The 26,888-nt window shown below is 69.9% G+C and carries 23 protein-coding genes; 9 read left to right on the top strand and 14 right to left on the bottom strand.

From position 1 onward, the window contains the following. The 5 genes from R6V09_RS12595 to R6V09_RS12615 all read right to left on the bottom strand — a co-directional run. Positions 1-1,918 (bottom strand): beta-galactosidase (locus R6V09_RS12595; protein WP_317881484.1); only part of this gene is annotated, 1,918 nt, incomplete at its 3' end. A 47-nt stretch (positions 1,919-1,965) separates the two neighbouring features. After that, positions 1,966-2,907 carry a carbohydrate ABC transporter permease gene (locus R6V09_RS12600; protein ID WP_317881485.1) on the bottom strand — a complete coding sequence of 314 codons (942 nt, stop codon included), beginning with the start codon at positions 2,905-2,907 and terminating at the stop codon, positions 1,966-1,968. After that, a complete protein-coding gene (locus tag R6V09_RS12605; RefSeq protein ID WP_317881486.1) occupies positions 2,904-3,815 on the bottom strand; it encodes a carbohydrate ABC transporter permease in 912 nt (303 codons plus the stop codon). The genes R6V09_RS12600 and R6V09_RS12605 overlap by 4 nt, the downstream gene beginning before the upstream one ends. Positions 3,816-3,817: 2 nt before the next feature. Continuing rightward, positions 3,818-5,206, bottom strand: a complete 1,389-nt coding sequence (locus R6V09_RS12610) for an ABC transporter substrate-binding protein (RefSeq protein ID WP_317881487.1) — start codon at positions 5,204-5,206, stop codon at positions 3,818-3,820. A gap of 158 nt (positions 5,207-5,364) precedes the next feature. Next, complete coding sequence (locus R6V09_RS12615) at positions 5,365-6,405, bottom strand: LacI family DNA-binding transcriptional regulator (protein WP_317881488.1); 1,041 nt, start codon at positions 6,403-6,405, stop codon at positions 5,365-5,367. A gap of 355 nt (positions 6,406-6,760) precedes the next feature. Here R6V09_RS12615 and R6V09_RS12620 point away from each other — a divergent pair, with 355 nt between their 5' ends. Together R6V09_RS12620 and R6V09_RS12625 are read left to right on the top strand one after the other, a co-directional pair. Beyond that, a complete protein-coding gene (locus R6V09_RS12620; protein ID WP_317881489.1) occupies positions 6,761-7,615 on the top strand; it encodes a chitosanase in 855 nt (284 codons plus the stop codon). Between the two features lie 267 nt (positions 7,616-7,882). Then, positions 7,883-8,806, top strand: a complete 924-nt coding sequence (locus R6V09_RS12625) for an SDR family oxidoreductase (protein ID WP_317881490.1) — start codon at positions 7,883-7,885, stop codon at positions 8,804-8,806. On the opposite strand, the gene R6V09_RS12630 is transcribed toward R6V09_RS12625, so the two are convergent. The 3 genes from R6V09_RS12630 to R6V09_RS12640 all read right to left on the bottom strand — a co-directional run bounded on the left by R6V09_RS12630 (position 8,776) and on the right by R6V09_RS12640 (position 11,535). Continuing rightward, on the bottom strand, positions 8,776-9,492 hold the full coding sequence (locus tag R6V09_RS12630; RefSeq protein ID WP_317881491.1) for an RNA polymerase sigma factor: 717 nt from the start codon (positions 9,490-9,492) through the stop codon (positions 8,776-8,778). The two genes, R6V09_RS12625 and R6V09_RS12630, sit on opposite strands and share 31 nt — an antisense overlap. A 100-nt stretch (positions 9,493-9,592) precedes the next feature. Continuing rightward, complete coding sequence (locus tag R6V09_RS12635) at positions 9,593-10,954, bottom strand: carotenoid oxygenase family protein (RefSeq protein ID WP_317881492.1); 1,362 nt, start codon at positions 10,952-10,954, stop codon at positions 9,593-9,595. 23 nt (positions 10,955-10,977) lie between these two features. Continuing rightward, positions 10,978-11,535 (bottom strand): hypothetical protein, encoded by a 558-nt coding sequence (locus R6V09_RS12640; protein ID WP_317881493.1) that lies wholly within the window; start codon positions 11,533-11,535, stop codon positions 10,978-10,980. 273 nt (positions 11,536-11,808) lie between these two features. Here R6V09_RS12640 and R6V09_RS12645 point away from each other — a divergent pair, with 273 nt between their 5' ends. Continuing rightward, the gene (locus R6V09_RS12645) at positions 11,809-12,450 is read left to right on the top strand and encodes a PadR family transcriptional regulator (RefSeq protein WP_317881494.1); all 642 of its coding nucleotides are present in this window, start codon (positions 11,809-11,811) and stop codon (positions 12,448-12,450) included. Between the two features lie 41 nt (positions 12,451-12,491). Here the strand turns inward: R6V09_RS12645 and R6V09_RS12650 are convergent, their stop codons facing one another. Then, positions 12,492-13,085 (bottom strand): Imm21 family immunity protein, encoded by a 594-nt coding sequence (locus tag R6V09_RS12650; RefSeq protein WP_317881495.1) that lies wholly within the window; start codon positions 13,083-13,085, stop codon positions 12,492-12,494. Positions 13,086-13,510: 425 nt separating this feature from the next. Here R6V09_RS12650 and R6V09_RS12655 point away from each other — a divergent pair, with 425 nt between their 5' ends. Together R6V09_RS12655 and R6V09_RS12660 are read left to right on the top strand one after the other, a co-directional pair. Then, complete coding sequence (locus R6V09_RS12655; protein WP_317881496.1) at positions 13,511-14,242, top strand: GPR1/FUN34/YaaH family transporter; 732 nt, start codon at positions 13,511-13,513, stop codon at positions 14,240-14,242. Between the two features lie 31 nt (positions 14,243-14,273). Further along, positions 14,274-16,067, top strand: a complete 1,794-nt coding sequence (locus R6V09_RS12660; protein ID WP_317881497.1) for a CocE/NonD family hydrolase — start codon at positions 14,274-14,276, stop codon at positions 16,065-16,067. A gap of 37 nt (positions 16,068-16,104) precedes the next feature. Here the strand turns inward: R6V09_RS12660 and R6V09_RS12665 are convergent, their stop codons facing one another. Continuing rightward, positions 16,105-16,791 carry a TetR/AcrR family transcriptional regulator gene (locus R6V09_RS12665; protein WP_317881498.1) on the bottom strand — a complete coding sequence of 229 codons (687 nt, stop codon included), beginning with the start codon at positions 16,789-16,791 and terminating at the stop codon, positions 16,105-16,107. Positions 16,792-16,937: 146 nt separating this feature from the next. Here R6V09_RS12665 and R6V09_RS12670 point away from each other — a divergent pair, with 146 nt between their 5' ends. Next, positions 16,938-17,963 carry a LacI family DNA-binding transcriptional regulator gene (locus R6V09_RS12670; protein WP_317881499.1) on the top strand — a complete coding sequence of 342 codons (1,026 nt, stop codon included), beginning with the start codon at positions 16,938-16,940 and terminating at the stop codon, positions 17,961-17,963. Here R6V09_RS12670 and R6V09_RS12675 read toward each other — a convergent pair. Further along, positions 17,946-21,899: a glycosyl hydrolase gene (locus R6V09_RS12675; protein ID WP_317881500.1), complete on the bottom strand. Its 3,954-nt coding sequence runs from the start codon at positions 21,897-21,899 to the stop codon at positions 17,946-17,948. The genes R6V09_RS12670 and R6V09_RS12675 overlap by 18 nt on opposite strands. A 231-nt stretch (positions 21,900-22,130) precedes the next feature. On the opposite strand from R6V09_RS12675, the gene R6V09_RS12680 reads away from it, so the two are divergent. Beyond that, entirely contained in the window at positions 22,131-23,429 is a 1,299-nt protein-coding gene (locus tag R6V09_RS12680; RefSeq protein WP_317881501.1) for an MFS transporter, read from the top strand. Positions 23,430-23,479: 50 nt separating this feature from the next. After that, positions 23,480-24,949, top strand: a complete 1,470-nt coding sequence (locus tag R6V09_RS12685; protein ID WP_317881502.1) for an L-fucose/L-arabinose isomerase family protein — start codon at positions 23,480-23,482, stop codon at positions 24,947-24,949. Between the two features lie 16 nt (positions 24,950-24,965). On the opposite strand, the gene R6V09_RS12690 is transcribed toward R6V09_RS12685, so the two are convergent. Next, the gene (locus tag R6V09_RS12690; RefSeq protein ID WP_317881503.1) at positions 24,966-25,232 is read right to left on the bottom strand and encodes a DUF6959 family protein; all 267 of its coding nucleotides are present in this window, start codon (positions 25,230-25,232) and stop codon (positions 24,966-24,968) included. 93 nt (positions 25,233-25,325) lie between these two features. Further along, positions 25,326-25,991 carry a DUF6629 family protein gene (locus R6V09_RS12695; protein ID WP_317881504.1) on the bottom strand — a complete coding sequence of 222 codons (666 nt, stop codon included), beginning with the start codon at positions 25,989-25,991 and terminating at the stop codon, positions 25,326-25,328. A 275-nt stretch (positions 25,992-26,266) separates the two neighbouring features. Between R6V09_RS12695 and R6V09_RS12700 the strand changes: the two genes are divergently transcribed. Then, the gene (locus R6V09_RS12700) at positions 26,267-26,482 is read left to right on the top strand and encodes a DUF4177 domain-containing protein (RefSeq protein ID WP_019056094.1); all 216 of its coding nucleotides are present in this window, start codon (positions 26,267-26,269) and stop codon (positions 26,480-26,482) included. 41 nt (positions 26,483-26,523) lie between these two features. On the opposite strand, the gene R6V09_RS12705 is transcribed toward R6V09_RS12700, so the two are convergent. Next, the coding region (locus R6V09_RS12705; RefSeq protein ID WP_317881505.1) for a substrate-binding domain-containing protein at positions 26,524-26,888 on the bottom strand (365 nt) is incomplete at its 5' end.

Genomic DNA, 26,888 nt, shown 5'->3' on the forward strand with positions numbered 1-26,888 from the left:
GCGCCAGCCACTCGGCCAGCGCACGGGCGAGATCGCGGCCGGGCACGGTGCCGACGTACGTGACCCGGCCCTCCCCGTGACGGCGGGTGGTCACCGCGGGCCAACGCCCGAAGTGCGGGTGCTCGTACGTCGCGAGAACATCGGCGTCGGCGACGGTCAGGCCGTCCACCCATTGGGTCGCCGTCGCCGTCCCGGGCAGCGGGAGGGGGCTGCCGGACACCGGGCGGACGGGCACGGGGTCCTTGAGGTTGCTGAATTCGTCGTACGACACTCCCGCCGCGTCGGTGAGACGGGCGGGGGCCGGTTCGTGCCGGGCCCGTGCCTCGTGGTCGGCGTAGCCGGTGCGGGGGCCGAGGACCAGGTGGCCGCCGGCCTGCGCGTAGGCGGCGAACCAGTCGAGCGTGGTGTCGTCGGCGAGATACAGGGCGGGCACGACGAGGACGGGATGGCGCCGGGCGGCCTCTTCTGGGGCCAGGCCGTCCCGTTCGCCCCGCGGGTCGTGCAGTTGGCGGGCGTGGACGACGCGGACCTGCCGGCCGGCGTCGAAGGCGCCGCGGTAGAAGGGGTCGAGGATGCGGTGGTAGGCGGCCGGGTCCGGTTCGCCGTCCGGGGTCGCGAGGGGCGGATGCTTCTGCATCAGCCACTTGCTGGGAGTGGAGTAGACGATCGTGATGTCGGAGTCCGGCTCAAGGCCCGCGACGAGCGGGCCCGCGGCCTCGAACTCCCCACCCAGCCGGGCGAGTTCGGCGTATGTACGGCCCGGTCGGCCGCTGTGCGGGAGGACTCCGCCCCAGTAGGTCTCGGCGCCGAAGCGCAGGGTCTGCCACTGCCAGTACTCGATCATGCGGGCGCCGCGGCCGACGAGAGCCCAGGCTGCCTGGCGCCACTGGCCGTCGTAGGCGGGGCGGTTGTCCCACGCCATGCCGATGGAGTTGGCGTTGGTCTCGGTGACCAGGAACGGCTCCTGGCGGGAGGAGAACATCCAGTCGGCGGTCTGGTAGAGCGACCAGACGCCGGTGGTCTTCCACTTCTGCTCGTGGGTGTCCGGCGTGGGGTCGGGCAGGAGCAGGCCGTCCTGCATGTCGTAGTACGGGTTGCCGGTGGCGATGTCGAGACGGTCGGTGAGCTCGTCGTCCTCAACTGCGGGGCGGGTGTAGGAGATACAGGTCGTGACGAAGTGCTCGGGGCGGGCGTACTCGCGGACGATGTCGGCCTGCCAGCCGATGAACTCGGTGCACTGGCCGGCCTGGAACTCCCGCCAGGCTACGTCGTATTGGGGCTGTACGTTGCCGTCCGGGGTCCACAGGTCGGCCCACGTGGACAGGCGGTGGGACCAATAGACCAGACCCCACTCGCGGTTGAGGGTCTCGACGTCGCCGTACTTGGCGCGCAGGTAGTCGGTGAAGCGCTGGAAGACGCCGTGGTTGTGGAACAGCTCCAGGCCCGGTTCGTTGTCGACCTGGAAGCCGATGACGGCCGGGTGGTCGGCGTACCGGGCGACGACCCTGCGGATGATCCGCTCGGCGTGGAAGCGGAACGCGGGGTGGGTGAAGTCGACTTCCTGCCGGGCGCCCCAGCCGATGCGCTCGCCGGTGCGCCGCTCGCCGGTGATCTCGGGGTACTGGCGGGCCAGCCACGGTGGTACCGCGTAGGTGGGAGTGCCGAGGACGACGGAGATGCCGCGCTCGTGGGCGCCGTCCAACACCGGTTGCAGCCAGTCGAGTTCGAAACGGCCGTTCTCGGGCTCCCAGGTCGACCAGACCGACTCGCCGATCCGGATGACGGTGAAGTGCGCTTCGGCCATCAGGTCGAGATCGGTCTTGAGCTGCTCGTCGGGCCGAACGTCCGGGCCGTAGGCGGGCCGGTACTCGTGGTAGTAGGCAGCGCCGAACAGAACGCGGGCGGGCAGATCCGCCATGGACAAACCTCCGGAGCGCAGGGGGTGTTGGGGGGGGTTGGAACGGGCTACTGCTTGACGCCGCCGGTGGCCAGGCCGCTCTGCCAGTACCGCTGGAGCATCAGGAAGGCCAGGACCAACGGGACGATCGAGATCAGGGAGCCGGTGACGACGAGGGGGAGCATGTCGCTGCTGGCTCCGGCGCCGCCGTTCTGCGCCTGGTCGGCCCAGGAGGAGAGCCCGACCGTGATGGGGTACAGGTTCGGGTCGTTGAGCATGATCAACGGCAGGAAGTAGTTGTTCCAGGTGGCGACGAGCGTGAACAGGATGACGGTCACCAGGCCGGGCGCCAGCAGCCTCAGCGCGATCGTGCAGAAGATACGGAGTTCTCCGGCGCCGTCCATGCGGGCGGCCTCGACGAGGCTGTCGGGGACGGCGTCCTCGGCGTAGATCCGCATGAGGTAGAGGCCGAAGGGGCTGATGAGGGAGGGAAGGATCACCGCCCAAGGGGTGTTCACCAGGCCCGCCTTGGCGAAGAGCAGGTAGGTGGGGATCGCCAGGGCGGTGGTCGGGATCATGATCGCGCCGAGGACGAGGTTGAAGGCCGCGCCGTGACCGCGGAACCGGTACTTGGCGAAGCCGTAGCCGGCCGCCGCCGCGAGCAGCGCGGCGCCGAGCGCGCTCACCCCGGCGTACAGGACCGTGTTGAGCAGCCAGCGCCCGAACACGCCGTCGTCCTGGGTGAAGGTGGCCTTCACGTTCGACAACAGCTGCGGCGCGTGCGAGAACCACAGGCCGAAGCTGTTGAACAGGTCCTGGGTACTCTTGGTCGACGCGATCAGCAGCCAGCACAGCGGGAGCAGGAAGTACGCCAGGGCGGCCAGCATGGCGATCGTGAGCGGGGTGCTGCGACGGCGGGTCGACGACGACCGGCGCCGTCGTGTCCAGGCCTCGACGGGAAGTCCCCGCGTCTTCGGGGCGCTCGGGACCGCGGGAGTCACGGTGGTCATGAGGTCCTCCTGCGGTTCGCCGTGAGCAGGAAGGCGTACGACACGATCACGATGACCAGCCCGAGGATGAAGGACACGGTGGCCGCGTAGTTGGTCTGCTGGCTGATGAAGGCGACGGAGTAGGCGTAGAGGTTGGCGGTGTAGGAGCTGTCGATGACGGCCGGTGCGACCTTCATCAACAGTTTTGGTTCGTTGAACAGTTGGAAGCTGCCGATCACGGAGAACAGCAGGGTGAGGGTCAACGCCGGTCGCAGCGCCGGGAGTTTGACGGACCAGGCGATCCGCCAGGCGCCGGCGCCGTCCATGGCGGCGGCCTCGTACAGCTCGGCGGGGATGGTGCGCAGGGCGGCGTACAGGATGATCATGTTGTAGCCGACGAACTCCCAGGTGACGATGTTCACGAGGCTGCCGAGCATCCAGCTGTCGGTGAGGAAGTGCGGGGCCGGCAGATGGAGGTCGTGGCTGATCTGGGCGAAGGGGCCGAAGTCGGGGCCGTAGAGGTAGCCCCACATGAGCGTGGCGATCACGCTCGGGACGGCGTACGGGACGAAGATGCCGAGGCGGATCACCCGGGCGAGCCGTAGCAGGCCGCTGTCCAGCGCGAGTGCGAAGCACAGGGCGAACAGGAGCATCACGGGGACCTGGATGACGAAGAACAGGGCGACTCGGCCTATGCCCTTGAGGAGTTGGGGGTCCTTGAGGGCGGTCACGTAGTTGTCCAGGCCGACGAACGTCGAGCCGCCGATGAGGCGTTCCTGGAAGAGGCTCAGGTAGGCGGCGTAGCCGAGCGGGGCGAGGAAGAGGAGCAGGAACAGCACCATGAACGGGGCGATGAACAGGGCTCCTGCGGTGCCGTGGCGTCGGCGGGGTGGGGCCTTCGTACGGGACGGCGCTGTGGTGGTGGCCATCGTCAGCCTCCCTTGACCGTGAAGCCCTGGCTCTTGGCGAAGGTCGTGATGCGCGACTGCCACGCTCCGAGCGCGCCGACGGTGTCGGACTTGTCCGCGAGGGACTTGCCGACGGTCTCGGTCCAGTCGGTGGCGACCCGGTCGAGGAACGGCGGCCACTGGAAGGCGGGGTCGACCTGAGCGCTGATGTCGGCGAAGACCTGGTTGACCTTCTGGCCGCCGTAGAAGGCGGGGGCGTCGGCGAGGAAACTCGCCTCGGAGAGAAGGGGCTTGGTCGCGGGGAAGAAGAACTGCTCGGTGGCGAACATCTTGGCGCTGGTGGGGTCGCTGTTGAGGAACTGGGCGAACACCGCTGCCTGGATGGGGTTCTTGGTGGAGCGGATGACCGCGGTGGTCGAGCCGCCCCAGTTGCCCGAGCTGGGCTTGGCGGCGTCCCACTGCGGGAGCGGGGCCGCGCGCCACTTGCCCGAGGTGGCCTTCGCCGAGCCGGAGAGGAAGGCCGGGCCCCAGGCGCCGGTGAGCCAGGTCGCGTACTTGCCCTTGTTCAGGGCCGCGTACCAGGCGTCGGTGAAGTCCGGCTCCACGCCGATCACACCGTCCTTGGCGAGCGTGCCCCAGTACTCGCCGAGCTTCTTCGATACCGCGTCGTCGACGCTGACGGTGATGTCGCTCTTGCCGGAGGTGACGTACGGCTTGGCGCCCGCCTGCCACAACAGGCCGTGCCAGGCGGCGACTTGGTTGGCGGCCAGGTTGGTGAGATAGACGTCCGGGTCGGCCTTGTGCAGCTTGCGGGCGGCAGCTTCGAACTCGTCCCAGGTGGTGGGGACTTGGATGCCGTGCTGGTCGAAGATGTCCTTGCGGTACAGCATGCCCATGGGGCCGGTGTCCTGCGGGATCGCCCAGATCTCGCCACCACTGCCGCTGACCTGCCCCCAAGTCCAGTCCACGAACGTCGACTTGAGCGCGGAGGCACCGTAGGGACGGAGGTCCAGCAGGCTGTCGGTGATGGTGAACGTCGGGATGGCCTGAAACTCGATCTGCACCATGTCCGGGGCACCGCTGTTCGCCTTGAGCGCGGTGCGCAGCTTGGTGTACTGGGGTGTGCCCTGACCGGCGTTGACGACCTTCACCTTGACGGCCGGGTACTTCTTCTCGAAGAGCGCGACCTCCTTGTCGATGTTCGGGACCCAGGTCCAGAACGTCAGTTGGGTCGGGGTCTTCATCGCCTTGTCGATGTCGGCCTGACTGACCGGCTTGCTAGACGAGCCGCTCGAACCACCGCTGTCGCCGCCACAGGCGGACAGCGTGGCGGCCAGCGACAGCGCGCCGGTGGCGGCGAGGAAGCCCCGACGGCTCAGGGACGAGGAGGAGTTGGAGATGGATCCGGACATGGTGAACTCCCGAGAAAGGGTATGAGGGACCGGCACACCGACCGACGGCGTGCTGAGAAAACTCCGGTGGAGAGAGGCGCCCCTTTTAGGGGCGCGGGGAACTGCGCGACCAGCCCCCACCGGCCCGCGGACAAAAACCCGCAGACCCAGCAGGGCAACTAACGGAGCGGCGCCGCCGTCGACGCCCGGACAACAAGTTCGACCGGCGGGTCGGTCATCGGCAGCGGATCCGACTCAGGGTTCTCGATGGCATGCACCAACAGCTTCAGACCGTCCTGCGCCATCGCGTCGAACGGCTGACGCACCGTGGTCAACGGCGGCGTCACATACGCGGCGACCGGGGTGTCGTCAAAACCGACCACGCTGACGTCCTCCGGGACGCGCCGGCCGGCTTCCGTCAGGGCGCGGATCAGACCGATCGCCATGTCGTCGTTGGCGGCGAACACCGCGGTGACGGTGGGGTCGGCGACGAGTTCACGGCCGGCGGCGTAGCCGGACGCGGCCGACCAGTCGCCCTCGACGACCGGAGGTTCCGCCCGGCCGTGGGCGACGAGCGCGGCGCGCCAGCCGTCGAGGCGGTCCCGGGCCGAGTACCAGCGCTGGGGACCCGCCAGGTGGTGGACCGTGGTGTGGCCCAGTTCCAGCAGGTGTTCGGTGGCCGCCCGCGCCATCTGACCGGAGACAATCCCGCCCGTCACAACGTGCGGGGCCGCGAAGGGCGGAGGTGCGCCGAGGACGAGGACCGGCACGTCGACCCGCGCGGACAGCCCCGCACCGCCCTCCTCTTCGATCGGCTCGGAGATGACGATGCCGTCCACGCCCTGGTCCAGGAGCGAGTCCACGGCACCGGCGATGCCCGCCGACTCGCCCTCCATCGTGTTGACCACACGGAGCGCGTAGCCGGTGTCCCGTACGGCACGCTCGACGCCCATGAGCAGCGAGGCGGGACCGTACAGGGCGGTGCCCAGCGTCACGACACCGATGGACCGGGTGCGGCCGGAGGCCAGCGCGCGGGCCGCGTTGTTCGAGCGGTAGCCGAGTTCGTCGGCCGCCGCCAGGACGCGACGGCGTACGTCCTCGGAGACGTACGGCTCGTCGTTCATGACCCGGGACACCGTCTTCTGCGACACGCCCGCCAGGCGCGCCACATCCACGCTGCGCGGCGCGGCCCCCGCGCCGCGTCCTGCCACTGGTGTCATGGTGTCTCCCGATCTCCGGCAGCCGAATCCTAGCCCCAGTCCGGTGTATGACTGCGCTGTCATGACTGCGCAGTCATACCTACGCAACGAGGCCGGACGCGTCAAGGCTTCGCGCAACATCCACGAAATACGGGGGCGCCGGATGGCTCGGGAGTCTCGCCTCATCGAAGTGGCCGGTGCGACAAGGGAGGGCAAACCGTCAAGCATCGCCCTCGCGCAGCCATTCGACTCTCGTTCATATCTACGAACTTGACTCCAGGTGGGTGCCCTCCTCGCCGAACCTCTGATAGTTAAGTTTCCTATCAGTTCGGCGGCACGACCAACTCCCCACCCCCCACCACCATTTGGAGTCCCAGTGGTCCACCCGTTCCGTGCCTCAGCGACCCCCGAGCCGGCGAGCCCCTCGCGCCGGACGCTCCTCGCGCTCCTCGGCGTGTCGCTCACGGCAGTACCTCTGCTGCGCACTCCGCAGGCCTCGGCAGCCTCTCCGGCAGTCCGTGCGATCGGCCTCGACGACCCGGCGAAGAAGGAGATCGCCATGCAGCTGGTGTCGAGCGCGGAGAACTCCTCCCTCGACTGGAAGGCCCAGTACAAGTACATCGAGGACATAGGCGACGGCCGCGGCTACACCGCCGGGATCATCGGCTTCTGCTCCGGCACCGGCGACATGCTCGACCTCGTCCAGCTCTACGCGACCCGCAAGCCCGGCAACGTCCTCGCCAAGTACCTGCCCGCACTCCGCAACGTCAACGGCACCGACTCGCACTCCGGCCTCGACCCGAACTTCCCCAAGGACTGGCGCACGGCGGCCCAGGACACGGTGTTCCAGCAGGCGCAGAACGACGAGCGCGACCGCGTGTACTTCAACCCCGCCGTCAGCCAGGGCAAGACCGACGGGCTGCGTGTGCTGGGCCAGTTCACGTACTACGACGCCATCGTCATGCACGGCGACGGCGACGACCCCACCAGCTTCCGCAACATCCGCGCCCGCGCCCTGCGTTCGGCCAAGCCGCCGGCCCAGGGCGGCAACGAGACGACGTACCTCAACGCCTTCCTCGACGCACGGGTGTGGGCCATGCAGCAGGAGGAGGCCCACAGCGACACCACCCGCGTCGACACCGAACAGCGCGTCTTCCTCCGCAACGGCAATCTCGACCTCAACACGCCGCTGTCCTGGAAGGTCTATGGAGACAGCTACCACATCAACTGATCTGCCCCGTAGGCACGTTGAACGGTCGAGACCGTTCGTGACGGGCTGACGGATCGTGGGCAGGACGACGCGACGCTGGGACCCGAGGTCATGGGTCCCGGCGTCGTGGCCGTCTCGCGCCGTCCCCTCCCCCAGGTCATGCCTGCCGTGTATCGCCGTATGCCGCACAGGCCTTGGACACCCGCGCCCCGCCGTTCCTAACGTGGTCCGCGAGCCCGCCGCCCTCCGCCGCCGGGTCGACCCGGACCGACCCGAGGGATCTCCACTGTGCGTGTTTTCGTTACGGGCGCGACGGGCTACATCGGATCCGCGGTCGTCCGCGAACTCCTCGGAGCGGGGCACCAGGTCGTCGGCCTCGCCCGCTCGGACTCGGCCGCCGAGGCGTTGACGCGATCCGGCGTCGCCGTGCACCGTGGTGACATCGCGGACGGCGACAGCCTGCGCGCCGGCGTCGCGGCGGCCGACGGCGTCATCTACGCCGCGAACCAGCACATCTCCGAAACCACCGACCCGGCCGCCCGCGCGAAGGCAGAACTGAACGCGGTGGAGGCGATCGGCGCCGAACTGGCAGGCACGGACAAGGCCTTCGTGGTCACCTCGGGGGTCCTCGGCCGCACCCCGGGGCACCTGCTCACCGAGGAGACCCCCACTGTCCCGACCGTCGTCACGGCCCCACGGCTCCAGGTCGAACTGTCCGTCATCGCCCTGGCCGAGCGCGGGGTGCGCTCGTCTTCCGTACGGCTGGCACCGACCGTGCACGGCCGAGGGGACGCACGCGGATTCGTCCCGGCACTCATCGACGTCGCTCGTACGACCGGTGTGTCCGCGTTCGTCGGCGACGGATCGAACCGGTGGCCGTCGGTGCACCGACGTGACGCGGCGACCCTGTACCGGCTGGCCCTGGAATCCGCCCCGGCCGGCACCCGCCTCCACGCCGTCGCCGAGGAGGGGGTGCCGTTCCGCGATGTCGCGCGGGCCATCGGCCGCCGGTTGAAGGTCCCGGCCCTCAGCCTGGCTCCCGACGAGGCGAGCCGCCACTTCGCCGGTTTCCTCGCCCCATTCGTGTCGCTCGACAACCCTGCGTCGAGCGTGCTCACCCGACAGCGCACCGGATGGAACCCGACGCACCTCGCGCTGGTCCCGGACATCGAAGAGGGCCATTACTTCCGGGAGTTCAGCGAGGAATTCTGAACCGGGCCCGCGACGCGCCGATCCGGGTGGAGGCGGGGAACCGTACTTCCTTCGGCGGCGGCGAGGAGCTCGTGGGCCTCTGCGCGGCCGGCCCGGATCCGCTGTTCGGCGGGGCCGTGCGGGGTGTCCGCCGTGGCGGCGAGTGCGGTCGCCATCTTGGCCCGGCCCTGGCTCAGCCGGCTGCGCACGGTGCCGACCGGAATCCCGCAGGCGACCGCGATCCGTTCGTACGAGGTGACTCCGGTGGCGAAGTAACGGAGCAGCAGGGGCATCCGCAGCGCCGGGGAGAGTTCCGCCAGAGCCTCCCAGACCCAGTCCCGCAGCGCGTTCCGCTCAAGCCACTGCTCCGGGCCCAACTGTGCTGCCACCACTGGCAGTTCACTCACCGGCCGGACCAGGACCGCTTCCCGCAGCACCAACCGGCTGGCGTTGCGCACGATCATCCGCAGCCACGCCCCCACCGCCGCCGGATCACGGACATCGCCGATCCGCAGCAGCGCCGTGAGCGCCGCGTCCTGCATCACATCGTCGGCATCCGCACCCGGCCCCAGAATGCTCAGGGCCACCGCGCGCATCCCGGCCCGGTGTCGTTCCAACAGCCGTCCCAACGCGTCGACTTCACCGGACTGGGCCGCACGCGTCAGCAGTACGTCCTCCAGGCGCGCCGCTTCGACGACTTCCCCCATCACACGATCCCTTTCGGCATCCGTCCGGCTCTTCGCGGCCCTTCGGCGGGAGCCGTCCTCCGAGCACGGGGCCCGGAGGACGGTTCACCGTTCACGTGGGTCAGGCGTCCGCCAGCCAACTGCCGTGGAATCCGGCGGGCACCCGTCGGGGCAGATGGATGGTGGCCACCGGCTCCCGTGCGAGGTTGTCGGCGTCGAGGATCACCAGGTCGCTCCGGTCGGTCGAGGCGTCGTAGACATAGGTCATGAGCCAGCCGGGGCCGCCGGGTCGATCGTCGGCAGGGGCGAAGGCCGCCTCGCCCGGGAAGCGTCCCGGCGCGAAGTAGTGGCTGGCGACGCTCGACTTGCGGAGGTCGTACCGGTGGATCGCGGCACGCGACTCGTCCGGGTCGTACTGCGGAAGCTCCGGGACGGGCGCCGCGGTGGCGTGACCGAAGTCGGCCGGGAGGCCCGCGAGTCGGTCGTCGATGCGGGGGAACTCGCCTGGGTGGTCGTCGAGTTGCTCCTCCGCGACGGCACCGGTGACGAGGTCGATCGTCCACCGCCACAAGTGAGCCGCCGTCGCCACCGTGACGCCGTCCCGCAGCGACGGGTAGCGCATGCCCAGCAGGACGAGACGCCGACCGTCGTTCTCCTCGAAGGAGTTGAGGGTGTGGAAGACGTAGCAGGGGTCGATGTCGAACCAGCGGATGTCCCCGTGCGGGTCGTCCCGGCGCAGCACCCCGAGCCTGGCTCCATAGGTGTCGGACCAGACGTACGGCATGCCTCCGTTCGGATCCATGGCCCGCTCGATGCTGAACACGGCGGGCAGGTCCATGAAGACGACATGGTTCCTGGTCAGGTAGAAGTCGTGCATCATCGTGTGCGCCGGGACGTCGATCGGCCGGCTGACGGTCAACTCGCCACTGGCGTCGGCTCGGTGATAGGTCAGGTAGGGCGCCGACAGCCCTCCGTATCCGTAGAAGTGGAGCTCACCGGTGACCGGGCAGGTCTTGGGGTGGGCGGTCATCGGGGTGCGCAGGCGGCCGTCGAAGTCGTAGGGGCCGACCGTGTCCAGTTCGCGCCCGGCCTCGCAGCTCAACTCCTGTGGGAACGACGTCTCGACGAGGGCGAGGGTGCGGCCCGCGTGCCGTATGACGTGGGTGTTGGCGACGCCCGCGGCGAGGTTCATCTCGCCGTCGCGGCCGTAGACCTGGGCGCCCGTGGCGAGGGTCGGGGTGCGGACCCAGCGGTTGCGGTACGAGGTCGCCCGGCCGCCGTCGAGGCGGACGCCGTGCACCATCCCGTCGCCGGTGAACCAGTGGGCCGAGGCCGCCTCGTGCGGGTTGGGGCCGTTGCGCAGATACCAGCCGCTGAGTTCCGGCGGGACGGCTCCGGTCACCTTCAGTTCCGTGACCGTGATCTCGTCGGGAACCGGGGCGAAGTTTCCGGCGAGGTGCTGAGGGATCTTGTCTGTACTCACAGGGAATTTCCTTCGGATGACGGTCAGGCGTCCGCTGCCAGCAGGGCTTCGAGGCGCGCCTGGACCCGCTTGGGATAGATCGAGGTGAAGACCGCGGGGGCGACCAGGCCGACGACATGGGCCGTGATGCCGACCCAGGCGGGAGCGTCGATGGCGTTGCCGATGGCCAGCACGACGGCGATGAAGGTGAACCCGGCTCCCCAGGCGGCCGTGATGGCGTTGTTGACGGAGAGGAATCCCGGGGTGTTCCAGTACTCCTCGGGCGTCTGCCGGCGGGCGATCCCCAGCGTGAAGGGGCTGCGGAGAGCCATGCTGCCCCAGGCCGTACCGGCGAGCCACACGAAGGAGATGACGTCGCTGTGGTCCTGGACGGACGAGTCGGGCGAGCTGAAGGCGATCGCTCCGATGATGACGAAGTAGATGATGGTGCTGATCTCCAGGATCATCGCGTCCATCGCCACTCCCCTGCGCCGGTCCTGCAGTAGCAGCAGGAGGCCGGAGACACAGCCGGCGACCGCGCCCCAGCGCCAGTCGACGGCGGAGACGAAGCCCGCCACGATCCATGGGATGAACCCACGCATATAGCCCATGATGCCCACGATGTCTGTCCTCGCAGTTCGATGTTCCAACTTTGACAGGTGGAAGCTAGATGCTCCGCAATCAACATGTCAAGAATGGAATATTGAACGAAAGTCCACCGCCACGCCGCCCCCACGGACCCGAACAGGCCCTACCTGCACGAACCTCCGAGGCCACGTCCGACCTCCACGCGGCCTCCCCGTCCGGCACACAGAATCCGCAGGGGTAGTTTTCGACCTGTCAATATTGGAGTGACACGGGTTAGGGTTGTCGGCATGAGCCTCCGCAACGCCCTCCTGGGCCTCCTCGTCTTCCGCCCCGGCAGCGGCTACGACCTGCTGAAGATGTTCGACACCTCGCTCGGATACGTCTGGCCCGCCAAGCAGAGCCAGATCTACGGCGAGCTGACCAAGCTGGACGCGACAGGTCTGATCAAGGTGACGGAGGAGGGTCCCCGGGGGCGCAAGCAGTACTCGCTCACCCCCGAGGGGCACGCGGAGACGGTGCGCTGGCTGACCGAGAGCCGGGAGAGCAGGCCGCAGCGCAACCCGATGCTTCTGCAGACCTTCTTCCTGGGACTCCTGCCACGCGACGAGGCCGTACAGCGACTCCTCGACCACGCGGAGGCCTCGGCCAAGGAGCACGACACCCTTGTCGCCCTGCGGGACACGGAGGACTGGGACAAGGACATGCTGACCGTGTGCGGGAGGCTCGTCCTGGAACACGGCATTCGCCAGCGGGTCCTGGAACAGGAGTGGGCGCGCTGGGCCGCCGACCAGCTTCGCGCGGGGCATGCCGTGGATCCCGCCGGGGGTCCAACAGGGGCCCCCAGCAAGGAGACCGGCGCGGAGGAGCCGAGCACCACGGACACCCCTGACACGCAACTTGAGACGCAGTCGCCCGGCAGAACGTCGTAGCGCCCGGCTCCTCCTTCGCTACCTGTAGCCGCGCTCCTCGATCAGGCGGAGGGCTCGGCGGGCAGGAGGTGGACCAGGCAGACCCGGTTCCCCTCGTCCGCCTTGACCTGGACGGCCCGGACTGTCCAGCGGCCGGCGGGCAGCGGGACCGGCGCCTCGGCGGGCAGCCCGCCATCGGGATACTCGACGCCCAGCTCGGCACCCGCTTCGGCGGAGTCCATGAGCACGGCCGGTCCGTCCGACACCCACGTGCCGCACTCTTCCCACGGGGTGGCGGGATCCGCGAGCACCGCCTCCGCCGCGGCCATCAGGCCGGCCTCGGAGTCGGCGCCGAACCACCGCAGGAATGCTCGGTGCTCAGGCAGATAGCAGCTGGTGGCCGGTTCGTCCGCCAGCACCAGCGCCTGCGCACCGCTCCCGCCGACGGTGATCACGCCGACCGGATCGTCCACCGCGCAGGCCCGGTCGTAGTCGTCCGGAGCGGTGGCGTCGCCCGCCATGACACCGCTTTCCGTGCACCCGTGCCATGCGGCCAGCGCGGAGACGGGGACGACTATCAAGGGCCCGCCCATCGACTCCACCCAGACAGGGGAGGTGGGTGACACATCGATGGCGGTGGGCGAATTCGAGTCCATGCCGCCAGTGTGCCCGCGCCCACTGACAACGCCCCCGGAAGGCGCAGCGACACCCGGGACGGGCATGGCCCAGCCGCTCGTGCGAACACTTCCTGCCGCCTCCTCCCCCGGCCGCTCCCGAGGACACCAGCCCTCCTCGTTTCGGAGAATATATCTCCACTTCCTTCGGCCCCGGAAGCCCCACGTCCCGGCTCGCCGACACGAACGGTGGACACCTCCTCCCACCTGCGACGATGCCGACGCCGAGACGCCCTCCGCGCTGCCAATCGCCGCCCCATGCCCGCCATCGAGGCCGTGCAGAGCGCGTTTTCCACTTCGGTTCGATCCCTTGACAGCCTCAACCGGCCGTTCCCAAACTACCGACCATTCGGTTGACGGCCCGGGTCGGACGCCCCGGCTGTCGGCATTCCAGAAGGGTGATCACTATGGCTGAAGTGTCGCTTCACGATGCCCAGAGCCCGCCGGTGTCCACCGGCACCACCTCCCACATCGGTCACGCGACAGCCGTGGGAGCGGCCGGGTTCGCGTGGTGCTCGCTCATCCTGGGCCTGCACACCGCCGGCGTCATCGACGCGGCCGACGGCACGATCGTGCTGGCGGGGACCTTCTTCTACGGCGGCATCGTCCAACTCGTCGCTGGCTTCTTCGCGTTGGCCGCCGGTGCGACGTTCGCGGCCTCCTTCCTGACGGCGTACGGGGCGTTCTGGCTCGGCTACACCGTCATCGAGTTCTGGGCGGCACCGCACATCGCGGGCAACGCGGCAGCCGCGGCGAAGGCCCATGGGGCCACGGCGGAGGCCGCGGCGGCTCAGGGCGGTCATGCGGTGATGCAGTCGCTGGGGCTGTTCCTGCTCGCCTGGCTCGTCGTCACGCTGGTCTTCGCCGTCGCCAGTCTGGGCACCAACGCGGTGACGGTGAGCGCGTTCGCCCTGCTGACGCTGACGATCGTGCTGCTGGTGATCGCCTACCTGGGGGCTTCGAGTGCGGGCGTCCCGAGTGATTCGGTGCTGCACACCGCCGGCTATGTCGAGATCGCGCTGGCCGCCGTCGCCTTCTATCTGGTGCTGGCCGAGCTGACCAACGAGGTACGCGGACGGACCGTGTTCCCGCTCTTCGCCCTGAACGGCGACCGGCAGGCCGTCCCGCAGACGGCGTGAGGAGGAACCCTCCGCCACCTCAAGGAGCCACATGAAGAAGCCCAAGGCAAGAGACCGGCTGAAGTCGTCCCACGGATACTCCGCGCTCGGCAGCGCCGCCGCGGTGCTCCTCCTGGTCGCGGCCGGGCAGACGACGGCCACCGCCCTCCCCGCGCAGGCGGCCACCTGGCAGCCGCCCGCCGCCACCTACACGGCGAGCGCGCCCGTCCACACCACCGTCACCATGGACGACGGTGTGAAGATCGCCGTCGAGGTGGTCTATCCGACCGACCCGAGCACCGGGGCGCGCGCGTCGGGCCCGTTCCCCGTGCTCCTGACCCAGAATCCCTACGGCACGCAGCGCTCCGATCCCACCGACAACGGCACCTACTTCGTGCAGCGCGGCTACATCTACGTGGCGTCCGCGGTCCGCGGCACCGGTGAGTCCGGCGGACAGCTCGACTGGTTCGGCGACCGGCAGGGCAAGGACGGAGCCGACCTCGTCGACTGGGCGGCCCACACTCTGTCGGGGTCCAACGGCAAGGTGGGGCTTGACGGTTGCTCCTACCTCGGGGTGAACCAGTGGTTCACCGCGGCGGCCGTGGGCAAGAACTCCGCGCTCAAGGCCATCACACCGTTCTGCACCGACTCGGACCTCTACAACGACCTCACCGCCAACGGCGGTATCCCCACCTTCTTCGTGGCCGGCATCGCCCAGGCCGAGCCGCGCGGCCCCGAGGACGATCCCGCCACCGACCCGCAGTCGGTGACCATCGCCCAGCAGGCTTCGGGCGGTTCACGCTCCTACGACGACGCGTACTGGCAGGCCCTCGACGTACAGAAGCTCATGCCGCGGATCGTGGCCAACAACATTCCGGCGCTGTCCGAGGCCGGCTGGAACGACCTCTTCCCCGGTGGCAACCTCGGCGCCTACGTGGCGGCCCAAAACGCCTACTACCACCGGCCGTTGACCGATCCGATCGCACCGGGTGAAGCCGTCACCGGCCGCTACCAGGCGATCGTCGGGCCCTGGACCCACGGAGAACACGTCAACGAGGCGACGCTGCAGGCCATTCGCCTGGAGTGGTTCGACACCTGGCTCAAGAACGCGCCCACGGGCATGGCAGACACCTCGACACCGCTGCACCTGTTCGAGAACGGCGCGAGCAGCTGGGTCGACAGCGCCGCATGGCCGCTGTCTTCCGACGCCCGGACCTACTACCTTGGCGACAGCTCACTCACCACCGACAAGCCGACCGGACAAGGCAGCGACACCCTCACCTGGAGCACGGCGACCGCGGCCAACACGCTGACCTACACCACTGCCCCGCTCACCAGGGCGGCCCTGCTGGACGGCCCGACCGACGTCACTCTCTACGCCAGGTCGACGACACCGGAGACCGAACTCTCGGCGAAGCTGAGCATCGTCGCGCCGGACGGGACGGTGACCAAGCAGGCCGACGGAATCCTCCTGGGCAGTCAGCGCGCGCTGGACACCCAGGAGAGCTGGTACGGCGAGAACGGCACCCTGCTCAAACCGAGCCACCCCTTCACCCAGGCGTCACAGCGTCCGGTGACCCCGGGACAGACGACCAGGTACGACATTTCGCTCCTGTCGAACTTCACCAGGATTCCGGCCGGTTACCGCATCCGGATCAGTATCGACAGCCAGCCGCCGGCGGACTTCCACTTCCCCGTCGCCCCGACCCCGCAGGAGCTGGCGAACCTGGCCGGCGGCGTCTACACCGTCGAACGCTCCCCGCAGGCCGCGTCATTCGTCAACCTGCCTCTGACGACGCCGAGTTCCGCGACTCCCAGCGGCGAGGACTGGGGACCGTCCTCCTGAAGACACGGATGGCAGGTCTGTACGTACGGCAGACCTGCTACTCCTGTGTCGGGACCGGCCGGACCAGCCCCATCACCTGCTCCACCGTCTCGTTGCCCAGGCCCGGTGTCGTCAGGGGAAGGTTGTCGGGACGCTGCCGGACGCCGTTCAGCAGGATCTCGATGCAGCGCCGCCAGATGTCGGGCCGCTTGCCCTGGGTGAACTGACTGGCGGCGCTCAGCATCTGCATCATGACGGGGATGTCGGAGGGAGTGATCTCCGGGCGCAGATCCCCGCTCTCCTGGGCCCGCCGGATCAGGGCCTCCAGGAAGGGGAGCATGCCGCCCCGCACGGTCTCCATGGGCTCGGAACTGTGGCTCCCCAACATGACCACTTCGTGCAGGCCACGGTTCTCGGCGAGGTCGGCCCCCATCTCCGTGAGGAAGTCGACGAACCCCTGCCACGGGTCCGGATGGGCGAGCGCCCGCCGAGCGGCCTCCTGCCGGATCTCGAAATCCTGCTTGAACAGGGCCCGTACGAGGGTGTCCTTGTCGGGGAAGCGCCGATACACGGTGCCGACCCCGACGCCGGCGTGCCGGGCCACGTCGTCGAGCGTGACCCCCAGCCCGTGCTGGCCGAAGACCTCCCGGGCGGCACGCAGGATCTTCTCCCGGTTGAGGGCGGCATCGCGCCTCAGCGGGCGGTCGCCCTCCATCGGACCATCGGCCCCAACACCCTCAGCCATGCGGCCATGCTAGCCCCGTTGATCACGACTGGGTCTGCGTTCGGTGCCAAGGCCCGCGCAAAACGTTCCAACACCCCCCGAGGTAGACTGTCGCCGCCCATGAGGACCGTGTCGTGCCTGGTCGCGCGCCTGTCAGAGCGAGGGGGGTGGACGTCATCCAGGTTCGCCCCGCCCGTATTCAGGATGTCGCAGCCGCCGCGGGAGTCTCGGTGTCCACGGTGTCGAATGTCCTGAACCGGCCCGAGCGGGTCAACGCCCGCACCGCCGAGCGGGTCCGTGACGCGGTCGCCGCCCTCGACTACGTGCCGCACCCAGGAGCTGCCGGCCTGCGCACCGGGCACTCGTCCTCGATCGGGCTGGTGCTGCCCGACGTGGCCAACTCCTTCTACTCGCGCATCGCACGGGGTGCGGCCGACGCGGCCTACGACCACGGCTACTCGCTCGTGCTCTGCGACAGCGGAGACGATCCCGAGCGGGAACAGGGCTACTTCACGATGCTGGTCGAGCAGCGGGCCGTCGGTGCGGTGGTCGTGCCGCTCGGCGCCGATCCCACCCGCCTCACCCGGCTGCGCGAACGCGGCATCCCGCTGGTGCTCGCCGACCGCGCGCTGTCGGCCCAGGACGGCTGCTCCGTCTCCGTCGACGACATCGCCGGCGGCCGGATCGCCGTGCAACACCTGCTGGACCGCGGGGCGCGCGACATCCTCGTCGTGAACGGCGAACGCGGGATAGTGCAGTGCGCGGACCGCCACCAGGGTGCCCGCCAGGCCGTCCGCACCCAGCGTGAGGCGCGGCTGCGCCAGATCGTCGCCGACGAGATGACGGTGGCGTACGGCCTGGAGATCGCCCGTGGCCTCGAAGAACTGCCCGACGGCGTCTTCTGCACCAACGACTTCCTCGCCGCCGGGCTGTGCCGTGGACTGGGTGAGCGGGGAGTGCGCATACCCGAGGAGGTGCAGGTGGTCGGCTACGGCGACCTCGACATCGCGAGCTTCGTGGGGACGACCCTGACGACGGTACGGCAACCGGTCGAGGAGCTCGGCCGGGCAGCCGTGGGGATGCTGCTCGACGAGGTGGAGGCCCGCGCCGAACACGCCCACGAGACAAGGGTGTTCGCCCCCGACCTCGTCCTGCGCGACTCCACGCGTCCCCTGTCAGATCGGAGTTCTTAGCGTCACGGGACCCAGCAGCCCGGACGAGAGCTGGGACGGGAAGGCCCAGGCGGTGGGGGTGGCTTCCGCCAGGTAGGGGGCGAGGGTGTTGTTGACCGTCACTTCCAGCCGGACCGTCCGCCCTGCGGCACCCAGGAGTTGAAAGCGGTACGGGGGACAGAAAGCCTCGCCGACGCACTCCCCGTCGACGGCGACCGACACGCTGCCACGCACCCGCCCGAGGTCCAGTACCGGGTCCGCCCCGTCCGGCACCTCGACCTCCCGCGAATACGTCACGCCACCGCTCCAGCCGCCCAGCCCCAGCAACTGCCAGTCCCCCAGCGGCAGTCGCGCCGGCACGGTAGTGACGCGCACTGGTCCGCGCCAGGCGGAGCCGCCCCGCAGGACGGCCGTGGGCTCGGTGACGATCTCCAACTCCGTTGCCTCCGACAGCGGCTGATCCAGCGTCAGCACCTCGCCGTCGAGGGGCCTTTCGCCACCGTCACCAATCCACCGCACTTTCGCCGCCGACTCCAGCGGCAGCTCCAGCGATACGGTGCCCGGCGGCACGGTGAAGCGGAAGCGCTGCGCTCGGGGCCGGACGGTGTCAGTGGACCGCAGGGGCAGTACGGCGGCACCCAGCACCGGTGCGCCGGTCAGCCACTCGGTCTCCGGCAACGGGTGCGGTCGTACGGCCGCGTAGCAGTGCTGCAACTCCCCCCACCGGCCGTCGTGTTCGACTGTCAGACCCCGCCACTCCCCTGTCTCGGCCTCCCAACCGGCGCCGCTCGTCAGGGAGTTCACCTCGGACCCCGCGCGGGCCACGCAGTCGACGAACACCGCCTCGCGCGGGTGGACGGCGTCGGCCACCACCTCCAGTACGTGTTCGCCTTCCTCCAGGGCGAGTTGGTGACGGAAGAACATCGGTACGGCGCCCCAGTCGGACTCGTAGTACTCCGCCTTCTCCTGGCGTGCGACGACCGACCCGTCGAGCAGCACGGTGACACCCACCGCGGCACCCACGACAAGTGCCGCCTGTCCGGAAGCGTGCAGACGGCCGCGATACGTGACGCCGCCGTGCGGTCGTACGTCCTCGGGCAGGCACATGAACTGTGGGCGCGAGGCGAATCCGTCCGGTCCGGTCAGGCAGAAGTAGCTGCCCAAGGGTGTGCCCGCGGCGCCGGAGATCAGCAACGGGCGGTCCTGGGCCTCGCCCAGTTCGTATTCGAGGACATTGCGGGGCCGTACGACCGTCACGCGTGAGGTGGCGAGGTATCCGGCGGCGGTGTCCAGGAGTTCGCCGTTCCACCACACTCGTTTGACGGCCGCGGCGCCCACGTGCAGATCGGCGGGTCCGCGGTGGTCCGTCTCGACGATCGCCCGGACGCGGGCGACCGTCCCGGGTCCGGGCACGGGGACGCGCACGAACTCCTCGGTCACCAGCCCCTTGTTGCCGAGCAGGCCGTCCGGCTCCGGGATGCCACGGCTCGACGAGTACAGCGAGACCCGCCAGTCCTCGTCCGAGGGGGTGAGGGGCAGGTCGTCGGCGAGGACCCGTTCGACGCCGGGCCCGTCCAGCGGTTCGGGGGCCCGGGCGGCGGGCGTCGGAGGCAGGATGCGGACCCGGTTGCCGTAAGTCGCTCGCGCGGGTTGCCAGTTGGCGTCGGGACCGGCCGTCTCGGTCCAGCGCATGGTCCAGATCTGCGGTACGGCGACGGACGCGCCCGCCGGGAGCGCCAGGTCGCCCCAGGTGTTGTCCATGGTGGGGACCAGGCGTCCTTCCCAGCCGTCCGAGACGTCGGCCGTCCGCTCCGGCCTCGGCGGCGGTGCGGCCATTGGGAGCGTCTGCGGGGTGCCTTCGCGCCATACGACGAGGACGGCGGGGGCGCCTTCCAGTGGCACCGCGATGGTCGAACGGCCGTCGCGGACCGTGACGTCCGCCCGCTGTCGGGCGCCGGTCGCCGGGTTCCAGATCTCCGCCTCGGCGACCTCGGCGTGCACGGTGACGGTCGAACGGCGGGCGTAACGGGCGGGGTCCGCCTCGTGGTCGGCGTCTCCCGGCAGCGTGCGGGCGTCGGGGAAGGCGCCCGTCACCAGGGCCACCGCCTCGGCTCCCCTTCTCCTGACGAGCAAGGGCACCTCGCCGGTGGCGTGTCCGGCCGCGTCGGCCACCGTCGCCGCTCCGCCCTCGGCATCGCTCGCCCGCTCCAGTCGCGGGTGCTTCAGCAGCGCCGCGACGACGGAGTCGTCACCGGCCACACCGGCGGCCGAGGCGGGCGGACGGCCCACGACCGCCACCCGGCCGCCCGCGTCGAGGAGTTGGGTCAGCCGGCGTGCCGTCTCCTCCTCCAGGACGCTCGCCGAGGGCAGCAGCACGGCACGGTACGTCAACTCCCCGACGCGCAGAGCGCCTTCGGTGGCCGTGGCGCGCTGCACGGAGGCGTCGTCGATGACGTCGAAGGAGATGCGGTGCCGGTCCAGTGAACCGACGCGCGGGCCGAGCCAGTTGTTCGTGCCGCACAGGCCGAGGTAGTGCTCCTGGGTCTCGTCGACGTCGGCGTGGTCGTCGCCGAGGCGGCCGTCGCCGAAGTGGTGGACGGGTGCGTCCAGCGGGAGGAGTGCCTGCATGGTGGCGGTGGGGTGCAGAACCGCGACGTCGGCGCTGTAGGTGCCCCAGGACATGATCGAGCAGATCCGGGCGACGGCCCGGGAGAACGCCGGGTACTGCTGCCAGTAGGGCTGGCGCCAGTCGGTGGACGGCGGCGCCCACTCGAACCAGCCGCCCGCGGTGCCGAAGTAACTGGCGTGCGGGTTGTACAGGTTGGCGCCGCTGCGCAGGAACGGCAGCAGCCAGTCGTAGGTGTCGGCGAGGGTGCCGCCCCAGCCGGAGGAGTGGAACGCCTCGATCCAGACTCGCTCATGGCCGTAGAGGTGGGCCATGGAGGAGTGGACCTTGGAGTCGCCGTGGTGGTCGCTGCCGACGGCGCCGTACCAGCGGTGGGTGCGGAAGTAGTCGGTGTAGATCTGGGTCGACTGGGCCGGGAAACCCGCTCGCGCGGGGTTGCTCTGGTCGGCACCGACGAGCATGCCGCGTTCCTCGTGCCAGGCCGCCAGGGGCTTGAAGAGGGCCTCTTCGGTGAGTTCGGCGCGGACGGCGTAGTAGTCGGCGCGGATCTTCGCCGCGCGGGCGTCCGCCCGGCCGAAGAGGGCCGGCAGGTGGTCGAGGAGGTCGTAGCCGCGGCGGGCGCGGAATTCCTCGGGGAAGCGGGGGCTCCAGGAGTTCGTGGCGGGCAGTTCGTCCTGGAAGCTGCCCGCGATGACGTTGCCCAGGTACTCGGGGACCCGGCGGTCGTACTCGTGGTGGACGGCGTCCAGCAGCAGTCCCACGGCGTGCGGGGAGAGATAGTCGAAGGCTGTGGGGACGGCGACGACGAGCCGGACGTCCGTGCCGTCCGCGGCCGTGATCCGGAAGGTGCCAGAGTCGAGGGCCACGGGTAGCCGACGGCCCGTCAAGTCGTAGGCTGCGACGAGGGTTTCGGCACCCTGCGGGGTGATCGTGCCGCGCGAGACAGTGGCCCGGCGGGAGCGCAGTGCCCGGCCGGTGGCGGCCGAGTGCCGCCGGGTGACGGCGCCTTGGACGTTGGCGCCGGAGAAGCCGATCTGGTCGTAGAACCACAGACGGGTGCCGATGTCCCGGGCGATCCCACAGGTGTCGGTGAAGCGGTCCCACCACTCCTCGCCGAACCACGGCGGGTCGTCGGTCCGGGCGCCGAAACTCGGGCCTGCCGGGGCCAGGTTGATCACCACGAGGTTGTGGATGCCGCCGTCCGCGAATCTGCGCAGCTGCCAGTCGAGACGCTCGCGGGTGACCTTGGCGCCCGACCACCACCACAGCGGGGTGGGGCCGAAGTCCCGGGGCGGAGCGTCGAAGAGCTGCTGCAGCGCGGGTGAGATCACGACGGCGGTCCTTCCGAGTACGGCTCGGGCACCCTCACGGATCAAAAACGATTTACATCGGATCGATGGTCGGCTCGATCGTCTGTCACCTGCAATGTTGGCACCGGTTGCGAGAGGCGGGAAGAAGGCCGGTTCTTGTTCCCACGGATGGGTGCACGAGGGCTTGTTGGAACGTTTTCTGAACCCTATATTCACTGCGACCCCGGCCCCGGAGCCGCGAGGAGCCGCATCATGAGCCGATTCTCACCTGCCCAGGAACACCCGGAACAGCCCATCCCGAAGCACTTGTGGAAGGTCGCGGCCCTCTCGGGCATGGCCTCCTACCTGGACGCCGCGCTCATCGTCAGCATCGCCGTCAACCTGGCCATCTACCGCGACCACTACGACATGGGCGTGTGGATGGCCGGGGCGATCAGCGCGATCGTCACGGGCTGCATCGCCGTCGGCTCCCTCGTCGGCGGACGGCTCGCCGACATGTTCGGGCGCCGCCGCGTCTACAACCTGGACATCCTCTGCTACGCGGTGGGCGCGATCGTCATCACGCTGGCCCCGAACGACATCGTGCTCTTCGTCGGCGTGCTCGTCGCGGGACTGGCCGCCGGTGCCGACCTCCCCACGTCCCTTGCCGTGGTCTCGGACGCCGCGCCCGCCGACGGCCGGGCCCGCCTCGTGTCGTTCACCCAGGTCATGTGGGTGCTGGGCATCGTCGTCGTCATCTTCCTCGGCTACGTCCTGTCGGACACCGGCATGACCGGGGCACGGTTCATCACCGGCCATCTGGTCGTCGCCGCGCTGGTCACCTTCCTGCTCCGCGCCCGGCTGGAGCTGGCCGAGCCGTCCGAGACGGCACAGCAGGAGGAGGCTGCCGCGCTGGCCGCCCCGCGCGGCATCGAGCTCAAGAACGTGTGGAACCGTGCCGCGCTGCTGCCGATGGTCGCGACCTTCGTCTACTACGTCACCTGGGGCATCGGCGCCAACACCTTCGGCCAGTTCGGCACTTACCTGCTGGTCACCGTCAGCGGTGCCTCGCAAAGCCTCGCCACCGGGATCAACCTGGCGTTCCTGCCGATCGCGTTGGTGCTGACCTTCGTCTTCGTCCGGCTCGCCGACACCCCCTGGCGCGACCGGCTCTTCTATGTGTTCACGGTCGTGCAGGTCGTCGCGTTCTGCATCGCCTCCGTCACGGCGGGCGCCCTGGTCGGCATGCTCGTCTTCTTCGTGCTGTACCAGATCTCCAACCCCTTTGCCGGGGAGGCCAGTTACAAGGTGTGGTCGCAGCTCACCCTGCCCCCGGACACCCGTGGCACCACCCAGGGCCTCACCTACGCACTGTCGCGCGGGGTCTTCGCGGGCGTCGCGTTCGTCACGCCCGCCCTGATGGACTACAGCGCCTCGCTGCTGCTGTGGTTGATCACCCTCTGCATGGCGGCGTCGGGGGTCGCGGGCATCTACGTCATCCGTGTCCTCATCCGGCGCTCCCCCTACACCGCTACCGCCCCGGCACCGGGCCTGGGCGTGGCCCGGACCTGATTCCGCGCCGGCCCCCGGAAAGAACACAGGCCCCCGGAAGGACATCGTCCATGGCAACGACCGAACCCACCACCGCGACCGCGGAACGCACCGCCGCCCTGCGGGAGTTGCTGCCCCCGGTGACCCGCCGCCGGACCCGGATCGGACTGGTGGCGGGCGGACTCGGCGCCTACTGGCCACAATTCCCGGGGCTGCTCCCGCAGTTGAGGGAGTCGTCCGCGTACGTCGCCGACCGCTTCCGGCAGTTGGACGCGGAGGTCACCGACGTCGGCTTCATCTCCGACGCCCAGGAAGGAGCGGTCGCCGCCGAGCAACTCAGGCGCGCGGACTGCGACTTGATCGTGCTGTTCCTGACGACGTATCTGACCTCGTCGATGGTCCTGCCGATCGCCCAGCGCTCGCACACCCCGGTCCTGGTCATCGACCTCCAGCCGTCCGAGCGGATGGACCACGCCTCCTTCGACACGGGCGCCTGGCTCGCCTACTGCGGACAGTGCCCGGTGCCCGAGGTCGGCAACGTCTTCCGGCGGGCCGGCATCCCGTTCCGGTCCGTGTCGGGCTGGCTGCGCCAGGAGTCGGCCTGGCGGCGCATCGAGCAGTGGGTCCGCGCGGCACGGGTCCGGGCCGCGCTCCGGCACGCCCGGCACGGTCTGATGGGGCATCTGTATCCCGGCATGCTCGACGTGTCGACCGATCTGACGCTGCTACCGGCGACGTTCGGCTCGCATGTCGAGGTGCTGGAGTTCGACGATCTACGGCATCGGGTGGAGCAGGTGAGCGAGGCCGAGACCCGTGAACGCACGGCTCTCGCCCGGCGGATCTTCGCCGTGGACGACAGTGTGGTCGACGAGGACCTCGCGTGGGGGGCGACCGTGTCGGTCGCGCTCGACCGGCTCGTCGAGGACTTCGGCCTCGACACCCTCGCCTACTACCACCGCGGTCTCGACGGCGAACTGCACGAACGGCTCGGCGCCGGCATGATCCTGGGTGCCTCGCTGCTCACCGCCCGGGGTGTGCCGGCCGCCGGCGAGTACGAACTCCGCACCAGCCTGGCCCAGTTGGCGACGCAGAGCATCGGCGCCGGGGGTTCCTTCACCGAGATCCAGGCCCTCGACTTCGAGGACGGGGTGGTGGAGATGGGGCACGACGGGCCCGCGCACCTCGCGGTCAGCGCCCGTGACCCGCTGCTGCGCGGTCTGGGCGTCTATCACGGCAAGCGCGGCTGGGGCGTCAGCGTCGAGTTCGACGTCCAGCACGGCCCCGTCACCCTCCTCGGCCTCGGCCAGGACGCCGACGGCAGCCTGTCGTTCGTCACCGCCGAGGGCAGCGTCGTACCCGGACCGCTGCTCGCGATCGGCAACACCACCAGCCGGGTCGACTTCGGCCGTGATCCCGGCGAGTGGGTCGACGCGTGGAGCGCCACCGGAGTGGGCCACCACTGGTCCCTCGCTCTCGGCCACCACTCCGCCGACTTCCGCGCCGCCGCGAGCCTGCTGGGCATCGAGCACCGGGAGGTGTGAGCGCGGCCGGGCCGGGTCAGTAGGGCCGCTGGATGCTGTGGCTCTCCAACGCCACGGAGTAGCGGGTCAGCAGCGCGTCGAGGCCCGCCAGCAGAAGCCCCGCGGACTCCCCCGCCTCGGCGAGGTCGCCACGCTCGCAGGCCTCCACCACCTCGGCGACATCGCTGCGGAGTATGTGCAGGGAGTCGCCCTGGATCAGCACACCGGGGAACCGGCGACCGGGCAGACGGACCACGGCGTCGTTCCCGCCGTCAGTGAACAGCTCTACGTCAACGCGTTCCATGGCGCCATCCAACCCGACAGCACCGCCCGACATCAACGAAGTTGTACGCGGGGCACTTTGGACACCGCTGGACTCGCCTCACGCACGTCCTCGTCACGGTCGTGCGGACCGGCCGCCCGACACACCCGCGTACAGTCGCTTCCCCGGCTCCCCGTTCCGGCCGCGCACCCAGAAGTACAGGACCACCGAGGACACCGCGGCGACCGCGCACCAGGTCGAGACAAACTCCAGCTCCCACAGCGTCCAGCAGACGAGCGCGCCGACCGTGACCAGGATCCCCAGCACCAGCAGCCCGCGGTCACCGGACAGAAGCAGCGAGCCGACCGTCGCCACGAGGTAACCGGCGATGACCAGTTGGGCGTACGGCACGTCGACGACGTAGCCGACGGTGTGGCCGTGGATCTCTGAGGTCACCGGGTGCGCGACGAGGGCGTACGCGAGCACCGCGGCCGTGGCCACCCCGATCGCCACCAGTACGGCGAGCCGGGGCCGGGCCTGCTGTGGCGCGGCGCACCACACACCCGCCGGAACCCACACCGCCAGCAACGGCAGCGCGATGACGGCCCAAGTGAGGGTGGCGGCACCGGTGCCTCCGCCGGCGGCCCACACCAGCGACTCCACGATCTGGTGGACACCGAGCAGCCACGGCAGGGCGGCCAGCGGCAGATCGGCCGGCCGACGGGTCCTGGCCACACAGGCCACCCCTACGGCGAGGACACCCGCGCCCGCGACGAGATCGGCCTTCGCACTCCAGCACATCGCTCCCCCACGGGATCGGTCCGCATCCGCCTGCGCCACCGTTCACGCTACGTCCCCGCCCCGCCATGTGCCGGGTGACACCACGGCCGCGGCGCGCCGTGATGGCATACCCGGGCGCGCCCTTTCGATCCCCGATCCGCTCAACGCATCCGTCCCCCGGCCCAGTTGACAGCCGTGCCCCGAAACCACCCCCGGCCTGCGCGCGAGCGTCCTCCCGTGATTGGCTGACCCCGCCCACCGCACACCGTGCGCACGCACAGGAGGACATCGCAGCCATGAGCAACGCCTACACGTTCGAGTACAAGGTCGTCAGCTTCCGGGAGTCGCTGATCGGCGACGCGCTGGACAGCGACAAGCTGGAGAAGGTCCTGAACAAGCACGCCGAGGACGGCTGGGGTCTGAAGGCGATCACCGCCGCCGATGTCAAGGGCCGGATAGGTCCCGGCGCGGTCGAGGGCCTGCTCCTCACCTTCGAGCGGCCCCGCGCGTAACCGACGGCCGATTCCGTACGCGGGACGGGGGACGGGAGCCGTCAGCGCCGAGGAATCGTGAGCGGCGTACCGGGCCCCGGGATCTCCCCCGACCCGCGCGGGATCAGTTCGGTCGGCATGACGACCCTGCGGGGCGGTGAGATGTCCCCGTGGATGCGGGCGAACAGCAGATGCGCGGCGCTCGTCGCGAGGGCGACCGGGTCCTGCGCGATGACGGTGACCGGCGGGGTCAGCTGCGCGGCCAGCGCGAAGTCGTCGAAGGCGATGAACGCGACGCCGGCGGGCAGCACCGGCAGAACACCCAACGCGAGGACCTCGTTGCCCGCGAGCACTGCCGTGGGCGGCTCGGGTGCGGAGAGGACCGCGGTGACGGCCCGGGCGGCCTCCGCGCCGGAGCTCAGTCCGT

This window comes from Streptomyces sp. W16 (genome assembly GCF_033194735.1).
Classification (GTDB): Bacteria; Actinomycetota; Actinomycetes; order Streptomycetales; family Streptomycetaceae; genus Streptomyces.

Excerpts from the sequence above, each read along its gene's own strand:
- R6V09_RS12660 (WP_317881497.1), top strand. The coding sequence starts at position 14,274 with ATGAAGAAGCCCAAGGCAAGAGACCGGCTGAAGTCGTCCCACGGATAC.
- R6V09_RS12645 (WP_317881494.1), top strand. The coding sequence starts at position 11,809 with ATGAGCCTCCGCAACGCCCTCCTGGGCCTCCTCGTCTTCCGCCCCGGC.
- R6V09_RS12605 (WP_317881486.1), bottom strand. The coding sequence starts at position 3,815 with ATGGCCACCACCACAGCGCCGTCCCGTACGAAGGCCCCACCCCGCCGA.
- R6V09_RS12650 (WP_317881495.1), bottom strand. The coding sequence starts at position 13,085 with ATGGACTCGAATTCGCCCACCGCCATCGATGTGTCACCCACCTCCCCT.
- R6V09_RS12640 (WP_317881493.1), bottom strand. The coding sequence starts at position 11,535 with ATGCGTGGGTTCATCCCATGGATCGTGGCGGGCTTCGTCTCCGCCGTC.
- R6V09_RS12680 (WP_317881501.1), top strand. The coding sequence starts at position 22,131 with ATGAGCCGATTCTCACCTGCCCAGGAACACCCGGAACAGCCCATCCCG.
- R6V09_RS12600 (WP_317881485.1), bottom strand. The coding sequence starts at position 2,907 with ATGACCACCGTGACTCCCGCGGTCCCGAGCGCCCCGAAGACGCGGGGA.
- R6V09_RS12700 (WP_019056094.1), top strand. The coding sequence starts at position 26,267 with ATGAGCAACGCCTACACGTTCGAGTACAAGGTCGTCAGCTTCCGGGAG.
- R6V09_RS12690 (WP_317881503.1), bottom strand. The coding sequence starts at position 25,232 with ATGGAACGCGTTGACGTAGAGCTGTTCACTGACGGCGGGAACGACGCC.
- R6V09_RS12655 (WP_317881496.1), top strand. The coding sequence starts at position 13,511 with ATGGCTGAAGTGTCGCTTCACGATGCCCAGAGCCCGCCGGTGTCCACC.
- R6V09_RS12695 (WP_317881504.1), bottom strand. The coding sequence starts at position 25,991 with ATGTGCTGGAGTGCGAAGGCCGATCTCGTCGCGGGCGCGGGTGTCCTC.
- R6V09_RS12615 (WP_317881488.1), bottom strand. The coding sequence starts at position 6,405 with ATGACACCAGTGGCAGGACGCGGCGCGGGGGCCGCGCCGCGCAGCGTG.
- R6V09_RS12685 (WP_317881502.1), top strand. The coding sequence starts at position 23,480 with ATGGCAACGACCGAACCCACCACCGCGACCGCGGAACGCACCGCCGCC.
- R6V09_RS12630 (WP_317881491.1), bottom strand. The coding sequence starts at position 9,492 with ATGGGGGAAGTCGTCGAAGCGGCGCGCCTGGAGGACGTACTGCTGACG.
- R6V09_RS12610 (WP_317881487.1), bottom strand. The coding sequence starts at position 5,206 with ATGTCCGGATCCATCTCCAACTCCTCCTCGTCCCTGAGCCGTCGGGGC.
- R6V09_RS12665 (WP_317881498.1), bottom strand. The coding sequence starts at position 16,791 with ATGGCTGAGGGTGTTGGGGCCGATGGTCCGATGGAGGGCGACCGCCCG.